At 38.8% G+C, this 14,145-nt stretch carries 16 protein-coding genes and 2 pseudogenes; 11 read left to right on the forward strand and 7 right to left on the reverse strand.

The window, feature by feature from the left end; genetic code table 11:
• Positions 1-3 precede the first annotated feature (3 nt).
• The 3 genes and pseudogenes from rlmF to ACWYN3_RS32155 all read left to right on the forward strand — a co-directional run bounded on the left by rlmF (position 4) and on the right by ACWYN3_RS32155 (position 2,119).
• Positions 4-952: pseudogene (rlmF, locus tag ACWYN3_RS32145) on the forward strand (23S rRNA (adenine(1618)-N(6))-methyltransferase RlmF).
• A gap of 22 nt (positions 953-974) precedes the next feature.
• On the forward strand, positions 975-1,448 hold the full coding sequence (locus tag ACWYN3_RS32150; protein WP_456217911.1) for a putative sensor domain DACNV-containing protein: 474 nt from the start codon (positions 975-977) through the stop codon (positions 1,446-1,448).
• Positions 1,449-1,516: 68 nt separating this feature from the next.
• The gene (locus tag ACWYN3_RS32155) at positions 1,517-2,119 is read left to right on the forward strand and encodes a hypothetical protein (RefSeq protein WP_456217912.1); all 603 of its coding nucleotides are present in this window, start codon (positions 1,517-1,519) and stop codon (positions 2,117-2,119) included.
• A gap of 64 nt (positions 2,120-2,183) precedes the next feature.
• Here the strand turns inward: ACWYN3_RS32155 and ACWYN3_RS32160 are convergent, their stop codons facing one another.
• Positions 2,184-2,342, reverse strand: a complete 159-nt coding sequence (locus tag ACWYN3_RS32160; protein ID WP_456217913.1) for a hypothetical protein — start codon at positions 2,340-2,342, stop codon at positions 2,184-2,186.
• A gap of 190 nt (positions 2,343-2,532) precedes the next feature.
• Between ACWYN3_RS32160 and ACWYN3_RS32165 the strand changes: the two genes are divergently transcribed.
• From ACWYN3_RS32165 to ACWYN3_RS32185, 5 genes and pseudogenes are all read left to right on the forward strand, one after another.
• A complete protein-coding gene (locus tag ACWYN3_RS32165; protein ID WP_456217914.1) occupies positions 2,533-3,486 on the forward strand; it encodes a WG repeat-containing protein in 954 nt (317 codons plus the stop codon).
• Complete coding sequence (locus ACWYN3_RS32170; protein ID WP_456217915.1) at positions 3,486-4,076, forward strand: hypothetical protein; 591 nt, start codon at positions 3,486-3,488, stop codon at positions 4,074-4,076. The genes ACWYN3_RS32165 and ACWYN3_RS32170 overlap by 1 nt, the downstream gene beginning before the upstream one ends.
• 209 nt (positions 4,077-4,285) lie before the next feature.
• Positions 4,286-4,623 (forward strand): annotated as a pseudogene (locus ACWYN3_RS32175) (PadR family transcriptional regulator).
• 4 nt (positions 4,624-4,627) lie between these two features.
• Positions 4,628-6,214 (forward strand): PspC domain-containing protein, encoded by a 1,587-nt coding sequence (locus tag ACWYN3_RS32180; RefSeq protein ID WP_456217916.1) that lies wholly within the window; start codon positions 4,628-4,630, stop codon positions 6,212-6,214.
• Between the two features lie 100 nt (positions 6,215-6,314).
• Complete coding sequence (locus ACWYN3_RS32185) at positions 6,315-6,743, forward strand: CBS domain-containing protein (RefSeq protein ID WP_456217917.1); 429 nt, start codon at positions 6,315-6,317, stop codon at positions 6,741-6,743.
• Between the two features lie 18 nt (positions 6,744-6,761).
• Here ACWYN3_RS32185 and ACWYN3_RS32190 read toward each other — a convergent pair whose 3' ends face one another.
• The 5 genes from ACWYN3_RS32190 to ACWYN3_RS32210 all read right to left on the reverse strand — a co-directional run bounded on the left by ACWYN3_RS32190 (position 6,762) and on the right by ACWYN3_RS32210 (position 10,518).
• Positions 6,762-7,388, reverse strand: coding sequence for a hypothetical protein (locus tag ACWYN3_RS32190; RefSeq protein WP_456217918.1), 627 nt, complete (start codon positions 7,386-7,388; stop codon positions 6,762-6,764).
• Positions 7,389-7,399: 11 nt separating this feature from the next.
• On the reverse strand, positions 7,400-7,894 hold the full coding sequence (locus ACWYN3_RS32195; RefSeq protein WP_456217919.1) for a carboxypeptidase-like regulatory domain-containing protein: 495 nt from the start codon (positions 7,892-7,894) through the stop codon (positions 7,400-7,402).
• A complete protein-coding gene (locus ACWYN3_RS32200; RefSeq protein ID WP_456217920.1) occupies positions 7,894-8,901 on the reverse strand; it encodes a hypothetical protein in 1,008 nt (335 codons plus the stop codon). The genes ACWYN3_RS32195 and ACWYN3_RS32200 overlap by 1 nt, the downstream gene beginning before the upstream one ends.
• Positions 8,901-9,455 carry a hypothetical protein gene (locus ACWYN3_RS32205; protein WP_456217921.1) on the reverse strand — a complete coding sequence of 185 codons (555 nt, stop codon included), beginning with the start codon at positions 9,453-9,455 and terminating at the stop codon, positions 8,901-8,903. The genes ACWYN3_RS32200 and ACWYN3_RS32205 overlap by 1 nt, the downstream gene beginning before the upstream one ends.
• A 430-nt stretch (positions 9,456-9,885) precedes the next feature.
• Positions 9,886-10,518: an NAD(P)H-dependent oxidoreductase gene (locus tag ACWYN3_RS32210; RefSeq protein ID WP_456217922.1), complete on the reverse strand. Its 633-nt coding sequence runs from the start codon at positions 10,516-10,518 to the stop codon at positions 9,886-9,888.
• A 271-nt stretch (positions 10,519-10,789) separates the two neighbouring features.
• Between ACWYN3_RS32210 and ACWYN3_RS32215 the strand changes: the two genes are divergently transcribed.
• From ACWYN3_RS32215 to ACWYN3_RS32225, 3 genes are all read left to right on the forward strand, one after another.
• Positions 10,790-12,004 (forward strand): OmpP1/FadL family transporter, encoded by a 1,215-nt coding sequence (locus ACWYN3_RS32215; RefSeq protein WP_456217923.1) that lies wholly within the window; start codon positions 10,790-10,792, stop codon positions 12,002-12,004.
• Positions 12,005-12,024: 20 nt separating this feature from the next.
• Entirely contained in the window at positions 12,025-12,948 is a 924-nt protein-coding gene (locus ACWYN3_RS32220) for a hypothetical protein (protein ID WP_456217924.1), read from the forward strand.
• Between the two features lie 179 nt (positions 12,949-13,127).
• The gene (locus ACWYN3_RS32225) at positions 13,128-13,343 is read left to right on the forward strand and encodes a hypothetical protein (protein ID WP_456217925.1); all 216 of its coding nucleotides are present in this window, start codon (positions 13,128-13,130) and stop codon (positions 13,341-13,343) included.
• Positions 13,344-13,452: 109 nt separating this feature from the next.
• On the opposite strand, the gene msrA is transcribed toward ACWYN3_RS32225, so the two are convergent.
• Positions 13,453-14,007: a peptide-methionine (S)-S-oxide reductase MsrA gene (msrA, locus tag ACWYN3_RS32230; RefSeq protein ID WP_456217926.1), complete on the reverse strand. Its 555-nt coding sequence runs from the start codon at positions 14,005-14,007 to the stop codon at positions 13,453-13,455.
• Positions 14,008-14,145: the final 138 nt, after the last annotated feature.

The following is a 14,145-nucleotide window of genomic DNA, read 5'->3' on the forward strand; positions in this document are numbered from 1 at the left end:
ATTATGTCTGTTGAAAAACAAATCCTGCATCCAAGAAATCTGCACCGTTCGAGGTACGATTTTCCACAATTAATTAACAGTTGTCCACAACTGGAGCCATTTGTGTTTATTAACCCTTATGGTGATCAGTCTGTGGATTTCTCAAACCCCGAAGCGGTAAAAAAACACTCAACAAAGCTTTACTGATCCATTTTTATGGCTTATCCGACTGGGATATTCCTGAAAATTATCTTTGTCCGCCTATTCCGGGCAGGGCCGATTATATTCATTATCTGGCAGACTTACTGGCATCTTCTAATGGAAATGAGATTCCAAAAGGTAATTCGGTGAAAGCGCTGGATATCGGCGCAGGAGCAAACTGTGTTTACCCGATTATCGGACATCAGGCATATGGCTGGTCATTTGTTGGCTCTGATGTAGAAAAAGAGCGATTAGTTCTGCAGAAAATATTGCTGCAATTAATCCTCCGCTAGCCAATGACCTGACTTTCAGAATGCAGAACTCTCCTTCAAGTATATTCAAAGGCGTAGTGAAACCCGGAGAATTATTTGATATAACCTTATGTAATCCGCCATTTCATGCCTCTGCCGAAGAAGCGCAAATGGGCAGTCAGCGTAAGGTTCGCAATTTAGGTAAACAAAAAGGAAGAGAGATTGTCCTTAATTTTGGAGGGCAGAATTCTGAATTATGGTGTAAAGGTGGTGAGGTAGAATTTATCCGCAGGATGGTTGAAGAAAGTGCTCAAATTGCCAAACAATGCGTTTGGTTTACGACTTTAGTTTCTAAAAGTGCACATCTCTCGACAGTTTATTACGCATTGGATAAGGTGGGTGTTAAAGGTGTGAAAACTGTAGAGATGGCTCAGGGTCAGAAACAGAGCCGTTTTGTTGCCTGGACATTTTTGTCTGCCGATGAGCAGGCGGAATGGAGTAAAAAGCGATGGAAAAAATAATTTAATATCTTAACTTTAAGCCATGATCTATAAACCCACTTATCAGGCGGCACAAATCATCGCTCCTAAGGTTGAAGCTATTTTTGCACAGCATCTTGCTGCTGCCAGAGAAAGTGGTGAGGAAGATCTTGCTCCTTTGCCTTCGGCAGAGATTGTTGAGGCTATTATTGACGCTACCTTTTGGGCGAGTATCCGTAAAGAAGAAGGGCATTCCCCTAAAATATCACTGGCCTTTTTGCCGCCCGCACAAGGAGGCAGTCCACTACTTTTTAAAAATCGCCTGCCACTTAACCCAACTATTTTAACCAAGATTGCACCCGGTGTTGAACGTGCGGGTATCCATATTGGGGTTTGGCAGGAAGATGGGGAGCTTTATATCTGGGGAACTACTACAAGTATTCCTAATTTTTGTTTTGTATTAGATGTGTCAGAACCTGCGCTGCTGGTGATTAAACACCGCAGGATCTATGGTTTTTTGGAAAGTTTACCAATATAGCAGTACTCAAAGGGGACCAGATTAAGATTGTCGATGTAAACAGTGCAAGACATCCGGATTGTCCGCCAATGTTGCTTTCACTTTTAGATCTTACAGCACCGTCTTACTGGAATGATACCGTTAATGTGCTGATCCAGCTTGCCGTTTCGATGCGTTCCCATGGGCGTGGAGGAACTTTATTAGTAGTTCCTAACGGTACCAAAAACTGGTTGCAATCCATTATTAAACCAATTCAATATGGTATACAGCCTGCATTTTGCGGTTTGTCTAATTTATTGAAACAAGATAGAAAACAGGCGAGCCAGATTTTCTGGCAAACTGTACTGAAAAGGGAAGTTGAGCATCTTGCCGGGTTAACCGCTATTGATGGCGCAACGGTGATCAGTGATGATTATGAATTATTGGCATTCGGTGCTAAAATAGGACGTGCAAAAGGTAAAGATCTGATTGAAGAATTATCATTTATTGAACCGATTGCCGGTGGTGGTGCCATTGTGATGCATCCTGCAAAAGTAGGGGGTACACGTCACCTTTCTGCTGCGCAGTTTATACAGGATCAGAATGATGCAATTGCACTGGTTGCTTCACAGGATGGACACTTTACTATTTATTCGTGGTCTCCGGTACAGGAACGTGTTATGGCACACCGGATAGACACGCTGTTGTTATAGACATAAAAAAAGCGTTCACCTCAGGCGAACGCTAAAAAAAAATTAATTATATTATTTAAAGCCTTTAAGAAAAGATAATTGCTCCGGCAATAACGCCAAGGAACAGCAAAATCATAACTACTCTGTCGATATTAACCCATTGTTTTTGAGTTATTGCTTTTTCTTGTCTCACACGCTCTGGCCTGGCAAAGGTTTGAGTTAACAGATTCAATTTAATTAGCATATCTGAGTATTTAATGATCTCTTGGTTTAAGACAAACCTTGCGCCAAAAACCTGGATAATGTTAAAATGTTAGTAATTATTTTCTTTCTGTTGACATAGCTTTTTTATTTTATAGAAAAGTTTTTTTTTTTTTGAATAATATTTAGCAGTCAACTTATTGTCTGTGTACTATTTAGAAGACAATTTTATAATGAAATTTATCTATTCCCTATTCATCGCTATGCTTTTTTCCAATGCTGGGATAGCCCAGGATAAAATAACTGCAGCACAATATCCCTGGTTGGCTAAATCAGGTAAATTTGGTTATTGTGATAGTGCTGGCAAGGTTGTCATTCAGCCCCAATTTGATTATGGAGAGCCATTTAAAAACGGTTACGCTGTAGTTAGCAAGAATGGGCTGGAAGGAGTAATTAACCGATCTGGAAAAGTAATCATCCCGCTTAAATATCCAACAGTTCGGCTTTATAACAGCGGATTATTTACGCTGGCGATTTACAAAAAAGAATACATTGCAAGGGCGAGATTCTGGAAATGGCGGGTAATGCCAGATTGGAATGTCTTAAGTACAAGTTATAAGGGCCCTTTTCTGTCAACCAGAGTTCCCAGAGCGGTATGGACGATTAAATCTTTGTCTGATGGAAAGGTTCTTTACAACACGAACAGAACTGAAGAAAGTCTGGAGAGGAGTCAATATTGGCGTAAAGACTGGCTTCCTGAACGTAATGTACCGAGGGACATCAAGATATCCGCTAAAGGGAAGGCTTTAAAAATAGCGGACCAATTATTCTTGTTAAATGCGCAGAATAAATTGAAAAAGATAGCAGATAATGTCCTGGAACTGATCGATGAAACCTCAGTTCTTGCTTTTAAGAAAGAACAATATTTTAAGATGAATATCAAAGGAGGTATTCAGGATAAGGAGAATTTTACGATGGTTGATAGTATCATTGTAACTGCTAATCCAGCTAAAAGCATTTATATCAGACAACAGAATCCTGGCATGTATCCATTCCGTACTATAGCTGATTTTATTTTTAAAAGCAGTAACGGTAAAACCTATCTCTTCCCGGATTTAAGGAAGTCATCCCATCCCATATTCAGGATTACAAAAGAGGCGAAGAGACAATTCCTGCTACAGAAATAATGGAAAATGCGATTACCATTGCTTCTGTTCCTGATAGTAAGTATTTTTTAGTATTGGCTATATTTGGAAAGATACGCGAACGCAGAACTTTACTGCTGGACAGTGACGGAAACTGGAATACTGAAATTCCGGCTTATACAGGTCTGGACCAGATGCTCGATAACGGAGAAATGCTGTTCACCCGTTCAGCTACAAAGGGTATTCTAACGCGTGATTTGAAATTTATATCATTCCCTTTTGCCCGTACTGCGCATCCCAATAATTTCTCTAAGAATATGTTCAGTGGTAAAGACGCAGTTTCTGAGAAGTATGGTATTTATGATTTTTTAAAACAGAAATGGCAGGTAACACCAGCTTACAGTTATATAGGAGATGAGGTGGTAATGGGAGTCTCTATTTATACAATCACAAAAGAAGAGAACGGATCCAAAAAAGAATGGTACGGGTTGATCGGTATTGAAAATAATACGCCCATTACTCCTCCGGTTTATGATACAATCAACTATGATTGCCGGGTTGGAAAAACAGAAAACGGGATGCAGATTTCATTTTATATTAATCCGTGTACAGGAAAAGAATACAGAGAATAAAAACGTTTCTGTACCTGTTTTTATGAGCAATAGCTTCCGTTCAAAATAGGGACTTTGACTTATATTGGCCAAAAATCATTAAAATATATCGTCTTAAATTATTTTTTAATAAAATTATACTGCTATAAATCAGCGTGTTATAATTTTATTTATATTTTATACAGTACTATGTATTGCATATTACTATATAAAACACATAACTTTGAATTATGATAGCAGAAAATACACAAACGCAAATGCGGAAGGGCATACTGGAATATTGTGTGCTCCTGATTATATCACGGGGAGAAATCTATGCCTCTGATATTATTGCCGAATTAAAGTCGGCGAAATTACTGGTTGTAGAGGGGACGCGCTCTATCCACTATTGACCAGGTTGAAAAATAATGGGCTGTTGAGTTATAACTGGGTTGAATCTACATCAGGGCCTCCTCGTAAATATTACACGCTAACGCCTTTGGGGACGTCAATATTGGCCCAGCTGGATGGAACCTGGCAAGAACTCTCTTTTGCTATAGCGAAATCAAAGAACCAAACTAACCTTTAAAACCATGAAGAAGACATTAAATATAAATATTGGTAACTCTATCATTCACATTGAAGAGGATGCCTATGAACTGCTTACCAGTTACCTGATCGAGGTTAAACAGCATTTTGGGAAAAGTGCAGATGATTTTGAAATTGTTTCTGATATAGAAAACAGGATAGCTGAAATGTTTACCGAGATTTTGCATACACAACAAAAGCAAGTTATCGAACTGGAAGATGTTCAGGTTGTAATTGGTTTAATGGGATCTGTTAAGGATTTTGAAGAGGGGGCTGACGAAGAACCAGCAGCTGACTATAACAATCCTTATTCTTCTGCATTTGCAGAACGTAAAATTTACCGGGATACAGATGAAGCAATGGTCGCGGGAGTTTGTTCCGGCTTAAGCCATTATCTTAAAATGGATGTCAGCATATTACGTGTCGTTGCGGTGTTGTCAGTTTTGCTGGGTGGTTCTGGTTTAATCGCATATCTGGTTTTATGGATTGCGATACCAAAAGCATCAACCAGAGCTGAGAAAATGGCTATGAAAGGAGAGGCTGCTAACCTGCAAGGTTTCAAGAGAAGTTTTGAAGAGGAATTATCTAATTTAAAAGAGAACCTTAAAAATGCGAACGAGCACTTACAGCCTTTAGTTAAACAGTCGGGTAATTTCATTACTGAGTTTATTGCAGTTTTAGGGAGTTTTTTGCAAGGATCAGGGAAGATCATTTTTAAGTTTATCGCAGTCATCATTTTGATTATCGGGTCGGTATTGCTGCTGAGCGATTTTATTACATTGGCAGCTGTTCTTGGTGTATGGTATGGAGTGACACAGGTTTTTCCTTTTAACATTGTTAACGGATCTTATTTAACGCTTTTCAGTATTTCTGCTTTCATTACTATAGGTATCCCACTTTTGGGAGTGATCTTACTTTCAGTGAGAGTAGCCTTTAACAGTCGTCCGATTAATAAGATGGTCTCTTACGGTCTGTTGTTAATTTGGTTATGTGCGCTTTCAGTTGGTGTTTTCTTTGTGGCAAAAATTGGAAGTGAGTTTAAAGAAGAAGCCAGTTTTACACAGGTTTTACCTTTGAAGACCCACCCTGTATACACGCTTGAAATAGATAAATCTATGTTTTTTAGTAAAGAAGATAGTTTACGCCTACAGTTGAATTCAACGGATTATGTAGGGAAAATTATTCAAAAAGATCCTGAAAGATCTAACTCAGCACCTAGAAGTGTAACGATCAGAATAGAGAAAAGTGAGGGTAATATACCGTCAGTTACAGAGAGCTACAGTTCACAAGGCAGAGATTTTGCAATCGCATTAAGCCAGGCAAAAAATATTCGTTATGACTTTATACAGAAAGATTCCCTGTTGAAATTCAGCCCGGAAGTTCACCTTCAAAAAAATGCTTATTGGAGAGATCAACGTGTAGAATTGTTGATTAAGCTGCCGGTAGGTACTAAACTAAGGATTAACAAAAACCTTGATCGTTATTTGAATGGATACTCTTTATGGGATTGTGATGATGATAATTTCGTAGATGACAGATATGAAGGGGTGATGACGGATGATGGATTAAAATGTCAGCTGGAAAAGAAATAAGGTTGTTTGCCCGAAATTTTACGCTGATAAAAAATACAGGTTAGGAATATACTATTTAAGATTTTTTTAGTAAATTTAATTAGCTAATTCTTAACCTGTTATGAAAACCGTAAAACAACTACTCAGCACTAAATCAGCACAGATCTTTTCGGTTACGGCAGAAACATCTGTTCTTGATGCCCTTAGCGTAATGATGGAAAAGAACATCAGTGCGTTGCTTATTCTGGAAAGCAGTCAACTATCAGGGATATTTACAGAACGGGACTATGCGCGGAAGATCGTTCTTCAGGGAAAAACTTCGGCCGATACCCCCCTAAGTGAGGTCATGACTGCAAATCCTATTACTGTTTCAAATGATGACAGTCTGGATCATTGCATGAAAACAATGACTGACAGGCATATCAGGCACTTACCAGTCGTATCGGATAACCAGGTGATTGGGATGGTCTCGATCGGTGATGTGGTTAAATTCATCATCGAAGATCAAAAACAGACCATTTCCCAACTGGAAGGTTATATCAATAGCTAATTTACCGTTAATACCTTTCTATTTAACAGTGTAACGATAAACGTAGCGGCCAACATTACCATTTACATCCACGCCTTCAATAACGGCTCTGTATGTTCCTTTGCCATCTGCGTTATAGAATTCAAGAACTGTATCGCCTGTGGCATTGGTTACAATTTTAGGGTTCCAGTAAATCGTTGTCCTTAAATCGTTACCAGTATATGAACTTGTTTGAGTCAGGTATTTAGGTGCATAGAATTCTCTTGTTTTATTATACCCTTTAGGAGTAAACTTAAGCATATTGCTTTGAGGCATCATTTTCTTTAAGTCAGCCAGACTCATATTTGATTTAGGTATTTTTTTAGTATTCACAACCAATACACCATTACAGTTGTAGTTCTTGAAAACAAGACCCAGCTGATCTTTTAAGAAGATTTCTACAGATTCTACGTCTGTTGGTTGAATACTGCTTAAGTTGATTGCGTCTACTGCGTTTCCGTTAATGAATACCTGTACCGGTGTGCTTTTGTTGCCCTGCATATAATCGCGGGTAACGAAAAATCTGTCCGTATCAAAAGTAAGGCCCATTGCCATTGATTTAAGACACATTAACATATCGTTGCACCCAGAGAACCGTTCGCCATCTATCAGGTGATCAGCCATCATGCTAAGCCCGGTTAAAGCTGTATGATGCGTGCGTGACTAGTTTTTTTTTTAACTGTTGCTCCTGTAATTTTCACCTCTTTCAGTGTACGCAGGTTACTGTATTTTTTTTTACTGTTATCCAGGTAAGCAGATAATGTACTGTCAATATTCACAACCTCAGTAGCCAGGTTAGGGTTATTCGTTATCTCAGGAAACGGAGGGTTATCCAATACAATCATCATATTGCTTCCTGCTGCATTATATTTTGCATTGATCAATAGTTCGGCTCCATCTTCGAAAACAAGATTTGGGAAAGCAAAAAGGCCTGAGTTTGTTGTCAGTGTTTCTGATGAAAGTGTTCTGCCCGGACTTGTTAAACGCAAAGCGCCTTTTCTAACCGGCATTCCTGTTCTATCTCTAAGAATTCCTGTCACACTTATTCCCTGTTCAGGAAGAAATGTGTTTGCAGGGAATCTGCTGGCCATGATCTCTTTGTATGAGAAACGGCGATAACCCTGTGTAAGCATTAATACATCCAGCTCTGCACGTTTTTTCTCATCGGTTTAACGAAGTAATAATTGGGACGCTCTACAAAACCCTGAAGGTCAGAGGTAAGCAAAAGAGAACTTAATATAGTCGTTTCTGTATTCTCATCTACAGGTACTTTCTGCTGATCGGTTACGCTAACTGAGAAATTTCCAACCAAACGTTGTGTTGAATCTTTAGCAGATACAGTCATTCTTACTTTTTGTCTGACTTTATAAGCAGGAAGATCTGTTTTTAAAGTCAGGTTCATCGCATTTTTATGAAGTACGAACACCAGGCGTTCACTGATAGGTTCTCCGGTTGCATTGAAAAGTGTTAACTGAATAATTCCTGAAGGGAATTTGTCAGTCGGTATTTTAGCTGCGGTAACCTGTGTCAATAATTTTGATTGTGCTGCATAGTAAACCTGACCAGCATTTTGTGCTACGAGATACACACTTTTACCCTGGTTTTGCTGGAAGTAGGTATCGCTGGCTACAATTTTAAAATTGATCAGGCCAGGATTTGCTGAGTTAGCCTGTACTGAAACTCCTGACTCTACAATTTTTGGCAAGTCTATTACTTTTTTAGTGCCATCACTAAAAGTAACCGTTGCTTTGTAGGTTTTTCCACCTTCAGGGTTCAGGTAGAAAGTACCCATACCCGCATGGGTTGAGTTAAAAGCCGTAATCTGATTACCATCGCTGTCTGCGATAGTTCCTTTGACTTCAATACTAAGGCCATCTTGTTTAATGGCCTTAAAAGCTATTTGAGTTGGGATACCTTTAATGAGTTCGCCACCTTCAGGGAAGAATTGGATATCAGTGCTTCCTGTTTTTGGCTTTAGCACAAAGGAAGAGTTTAAAACTTCCTGGTTGCCCATATTTAATTCAGTTGTCAGATCACCTTTAGTGATAAATTCATTTTTACGCGGACTGATACTTATTTTTAAGATCCCATTCTGGTCAGTAACTCCTCTGCCTTTGCTCACTACCTCGTAGTTAGACATTACACTCCAGTTGACTGGTTTATTGGCAAGGATAGGATAGCCTTATCCAGATTCTTAAACTGGATCTGCGCATTGATAACCTGGCTTTTATCGGTCTGTACGTTATTATAAGTTAAATGGGTGATCAGTTTTTTATCAATTGCCTCTCCGATAAGAATAGTTTTAGTGAAAAAATAATCTATACTTGAATTGAGCATCCATGTTGTATATGCCCGGACATAATAGTTTCCTTGTTTAAAATTCACCATGTCCAGTTCCAGACTTCCGTATGCCATGCTATTGGTTACTGGTAATTTAAGTGATTTTACCAGTGAATCCTGACTGTTCAGAACATCTACATATACTACTTTACTTAGCGGAGAAGGGATGTTTTGTTCAAAAGTGAGATAAGCTTTGAAGAACATGGTATCTGCTACGCTATAATAAGGTTTATCGAAATGGAGATAAACTTTTTCTACAGGATGCTGTTCAGCAATGATCTTGGATTTATTAAGAATGGAGCTTAGAATAACGGTATCCTGTTGAGCTGATGCTGGAAATTCAGGGAAAAGCAAAGTATAGATAGTGCAAATGATAATTTAAAGTAGTTCATGAATTGCTTATGATACAAGATTAATCTTGCTAATATATTGAATTAAGCAGGAGGTTCCATAACCTTCGGGAACGTTTAACATATTTTGACATTTCCAGACGGTTAGCAGGGTGGCTATGAAGCATTCGGAGGAACTTCTGTACGAATCCAGTTCTGATCCATAGGAGTTACACAGTGAATCCACCTATTTTCAGCAAAAGGCGGACTCACTGTGGACCCGACGTGGACTTGACGTGGACTCACACGCATGTTCGTCCGAACGTGGTACGCTTGTCTTATACTATCTTACCAAAGTCATTACGCCGCAGAACCGGGTTTTTTACCATAAAAAAAAGGAGCCGGGTTTCCCTGGCTCCTTTTCATTGATTGTCTGAATTTAAACAAGTATTATTTTAGTTATATTCAATAACGAATTCAGCTTTTGGTGTACGTACTTTTTTCAAGTTAACCAACCAGTCTTCACTTTCGCTTCTGTAACCTAATGGCAATAAAGTAACACTACGAAGACCTCTTTGTCTTAAACCTAATAGCTCATCCAGTTCTGCAGGATTAAATCCCTCCATTGGAGTAGCATCTACTTTTAACAAGGCAGCTTCTGCAAGTGCAACACCAAAACCAATATAGGCTTGTCTTGCAGCATGGTTAAAGTTGACTTCTTCAGTTCTTGTCGTGTAGTTTGAGCTCAGTTGGATTTCGTAGTCTGACGGAGTCTCATCTGGCAGACCGCGTTCTGCATTTGTACGTGCAAAAACAGATCTGATGTTCTGTTCAGTATAGTTATCCCATGCTGCGAAAATGAGCAGGTGTGAGGAATCAACTATTTGAGATTGTCCAAATGCAACGGTCTGGATTTTTGCCTTTAGTTCGGGGTTAGTAACCACGATTACTTTAAATGGTTGAAGACCAGATGAAGTAGGTGCAAGTCGTGCAGCTTCAAGAATTTGGTCAACCTTAGCTTGCGGGACCTTTTCTCCGTTCATTTTTTTTGTTGCGTATCGCCATTTAAGCGCATCTATTAAGCTCATATTTTTCTTGTTTCAGGGTGTAAAGCTGTTATAACACCTAATTAATAACAGTGTTAACAAATGTAAGTATGTTATTCAATTTTGATGAAAACGGCTTCTGATTTTACTTTTGTATGATATTATGGAACAGGCTCTGAATTAAATGAATAAAAGAAAACTGTCATAAGATTTGGATAAGTTTTCTTTTTTTAGTAAAATCGTTAATTGTTATGCTTGCATAAAATAATAATTTTAAAAAGCGGACACAATATCAATTTAATACCAACCAAATATGAAAAAGATTCTACTAAGTTTTTTACTGGCAGTGCCTATTCTTGGCTACTCCCAATCCTACCAGGTTAACCTTCAGGGACAAAAGCAGACCGCTATGGGCGGTGCGGGTACAGGGGTTGCTTTAGATGAAGCAGCTGTATTCTTTAACCCCGGTGCTGTATCATTTCTCAAGAAAAATGGAGTACAGGCTGGTGGAAGTGCAATTTTCCTGAAAGCAGCTTTTAAAGAGAATGGTTCTAACATCACAGAGTACACAAAAGACAAAACTGTAGTAGATCCATCAGCTTATGCTGTATTTGGTAATCCTAATAACAGACTTCGTTTTGGTCTGGGTGTTTACGTACCATTTGGTGGGGCTGTACACTGGGATCCAAACTGGACTGGTAAATACACAGTGACTTCATTAGACTTACAGGCTATTTTTGTTCAGCCTACACTGAGTTATAAAATTACAGACCATATCGGTATCGGTGCAGGGCTTGTATATTCAAGAGGAAAAGTTGATTTACAAAGAGCTGTTCCGCTTACTTTAAACGATGGTTCTTCGGCTACCGCACAACTTAAAGGAAATTCAAATGATTTCGGATGGAATGCGGGTATTTATGTAGAAACTGTATCTGGTATAACCATTGGTGTTACACACCGTTCACAGGTAACTGCACAGGTAAAAGACGGAGATGCTATATTTAAAGTTCCTGGTGCATTACAGGACGGATTTCCTACAAAATTCAGTGCTAATTTACCTTTGCCGGCAACATCTTCTATTGGTTTAGGTTTTTATCCAACTTCAAAAACTATTATTGCAGTTGATGCAAACTGGGTTCACTGGAGTAAATACAAAGTACTGGCCTTTGATTACAACAACAATTCAAGAATTCCAAATACAAGTTCTCCAAGAAATTACCATGATGGTGGTGCGGTGCGTATAGGTATTCAAAACATGGCTACAGAACGTTTGGCTTTAAGATTAGGTGCGGCTTATGCATTTACACCAGTTGGAAAAGGTTATGTAACGCCAGAAGTTCCTGATGCTAATCGTATCCTTTTAAGCGCAGGTTTAGGTTACAAAGCATCTGAGCGGTTCAGTATTGATTTATCTTTCTTATATGAAAATATCAAATCAAGAAATGAAACCAATATTGAAACCAATTTAAGCGGTGATTTCAAAACCGTTGCTTATATCCCTGGCATTGCTTTATCTTATAAATGGTAATCACCTTTCAGCAAAACATTATGAACTCGAAATTTATATTCAGAAGTATTCTTGCAGTCGCTGTTGTTGCAGCAGCATCCTGCAAGCCAGAACTAAAAACCATAACCCCCAGCAAAGGAAATGCTGATTTTTCAAGATATATTGCTGTTGGAAACTCCTTAACATCAGGGTTCGCAGATGGCGGATTGTATTTGGAAGGACAGCAAAATTCATTTCCATTAATGATTGCTACGCAAATGCAAACAGTTGGCGGTGGTACTTTCAGTACACCTTTTTTCAATGCCAACCAATCAGATGGATCGGGTTATAAAAAATTATCAAGCTTTACGGCTACAGGAGATCCTGTAATTACTGATGTACCAGCTAATGCAGTAATTGGTTCAGCAGTTGTACCAGGTTTCGGTACAGTGCCTCTTTTTGCAAAATATACTGGTGACCTGAACAATTACGGTGTACCGGGAATCAGGTTAAACAATATTACGCTTACTTATTATGGAAATGTAAACCCATATTTTGAGCGTATGCTTCCTAATACTTCACCAGCAAACACTACGCCATATCTTAATTTTGTAACGGCTAAGCCTTTTACCTTTTTCAGTATGTGGTTAGGAAATAATGATGTTTTGGGTTATGCATCAGAGGGAGGGGCAATAGCGTCAAGTTTCCCTACTGATAAGGCACTTTTTACTCAGTTATATAACCTTGCCGCCAGTACTATGGTGAAAGGGGGAGCTGGCGGTACTGGTGCTAAAGGTGTAGTTGCTACTATCCCTGATGTTTTAAGTACACCATATTTTACGACTGTTACATTAAAAGCATTGCTGGCAGCTGTTCAGGTTTCTGCACCAACTGTTCAGGCTATATTTATTCAGCCTGGCAGCGGAGCGCCAAGACCAGCTACAGCAGAGGATTACTTTCTGCTTCCTTTAAAGCTGCTAACGTAATTGGGAAGCCAAATGCAGCAGGTATCCCTTATGGTTTACATCCATTAAATCCGGTTGAAAGTAAATATGTACTGGATAAAGCTGAAGCAGCAATTGTTGTTGATTACACGAATTCATATAATGTTACGATCAAATCTGTAGCTGCTGCGAATGGTCTTGCTTTAGTTGATGCAAATGCTTTGTTTAAAAGCTATGCGGCTGGTAAAACGGTAAATGGTGCATTGGTAAGTGCGGCCTATATTACAGGAAACCTTTTCTCTCTGGATGGGATTCACCTGACTCCACTAGGCTATTCAATTGTTGCCAATGAATTTATCAGATCTATCAATGCACAATATGGTTCAAGTATTCCAATTGTAGATGTGACTAAATACAGAGGAGTAAAATTCCCTTAGTTTGGCTGTAATAATATAAAAAAAGGTGGCCTGATATCAGGCTACCTTTTTTTTGTGCATAGCTTTCGTGAGAAATTTAAAATTTATCAGTTCAATGTGAATGAATCACTTAGTGTTTTAGTTTGGCTTTAAAGATCTTTTCCAGTTTCTCCATCTTTGGCAGGATGACTAATCTGCAGTAAGGCTGATTAGAGTTCTTACTGAAGTAGTCCTGGTGATAACTTTCTGCAACATAAAAAGGCTCTGCTTTTGTTATTTCAGTAACTACTGGTTTTCCGAAGGCATTTGTTTTATTTAATTCGGCTTTATAATGTTCTGCTGCTGTTTTTTGTTCCGGAGAATTATAGAACACTACTGAACGGTATTGTGTGCCAGCATCAGCTCCCTGACGGTTCAGCGTTGTCGGGTCATGGCTTTTCCAGAACACTTCGAGCAATTCATCATAAGAGATCTTAGCAGGATCATAGGTCAATTCAATAACTTCTGCATGTCCTGTGGTGCCAGAACAAACGTCCTCATAAGTGGGATTGGGGATATTGCCGCCTTCGTATCCTGATTTTACTGCACTTACTCCATCCAAACGCTGAAATAAATGCTTCTGAACACCAAAAACATCCCATACCAAAAGTTGCTTTCTGTAGCTTTTTCTGCTGCGCGTTTGCACTGTTGACTGATAATAGGGTTAAAACCATAATTGCTAGATATTTCATTTTGACAGAGATTTAGAATGAAGAATAAATGAATTTTTAATCAGTAAACTATTTTAAAAAAAATACCTGATTGATATCAATTATACGTACGT

The organism is Pedobacter sp. NJ-S-72, assembly GCF_053890575.1.

Excerpts from the sequence above, each read along its gene's own strand:
- ACWYN3_RS32150 (WP_456217911.1), top strand. The coding sequence starts at position 975 with ATGATCTATAAACCCACTTATCAGGCGGCACAAATCATCGCTCCTAAG.
- ACWYN3_RS32155 (WP_456217912.1), top strand. The coding sequence starts at position 1,517 with ATGTTGCTTTCACTTTTAGATCTTACAGCACCGTCTTACTGGAATGAT.
- ACWYN3_RS32160 (WP_456217913.1), bottom strand. The coding sequence starts at position 2,342 with ATGCTAATTAAATTGAATCTGTTAACTCAAACCTTTGCCAGGCCAGAG.
- ACWYN3_RS32165 (WP_456217914.1), top strand. The coding sequence starts at position 2,533 with ATGAAATTTATCTATTCCCTATTCATCGCTATGCTTTTTTCCAATGCT.
- ACWYN3_RS32170 (WP_456217915.1), top strand. The coding sequence starts at position 3,486 with ATGGAAAATGCGATTACCATTGCTTCTGTTCCTGATAGTAAGTATTTT.
- ACWYN3_RS32180 (WP_456217916.1), top strand. The coding sequence starts at position 4,628 with ATGAAGAAGACATTAAATATAAATATTGGTAACTCTATCATTCACATT.
- ACWYN3_RS32185 (WP_456217917.1), top strand. The coding sequence starts at position 6,315 with ATGAAAACCGTAAAACAACTACTCAGCACTAAATCAGCACAGATCTTT.
- ACWYN3_RS32190 (WP_456217918.1), bottom strand. The coding sequence starts at position 7,388 with ATGATGGCTGATCACCTGATAGATGGCGAACGGTTCTCTGGGTGCAAC.
- ACWYN3_RS32195 (WP_456217919.1), bottom strand. The coding sequence starts at position 7,894 with ATGCTTACACAGGGTTATCGCCGTTTCTCATACAAAGAGATCATGGCC.
- ACWYN3_RS32200 (WP_456217920.1), bottom strand. The coding sequence starts at position 8,901 with ATGTCTAACTACGAGGTAGTGAGCAAAGGCAGAGGAGTTACTGACCAG.
- ACWYN3_RS32210 (WP_456217922.1), bottom strand. The coding sequence starts at position 10,518 with ATGAGCTTAATAGATGCGCTTAAATGGCGATACGCAACAAAAAAAATG.
- ACWYN3_RS32215 (WP_456217923.1), top strand. The coding sequence starts at position 10,790 with ATGAAAAAGATTCTACTAAGTTTTTTACTGGCAGTGCCTATTCTTGGC.
- ACWYN3_RS32220 (WP_456217924.1), top strand. The coding sequence starts at position 12,025 with ATGAACTCGAAATTTATATTCAGAAGTATTCTTGCAGTCGCTGTTGTT.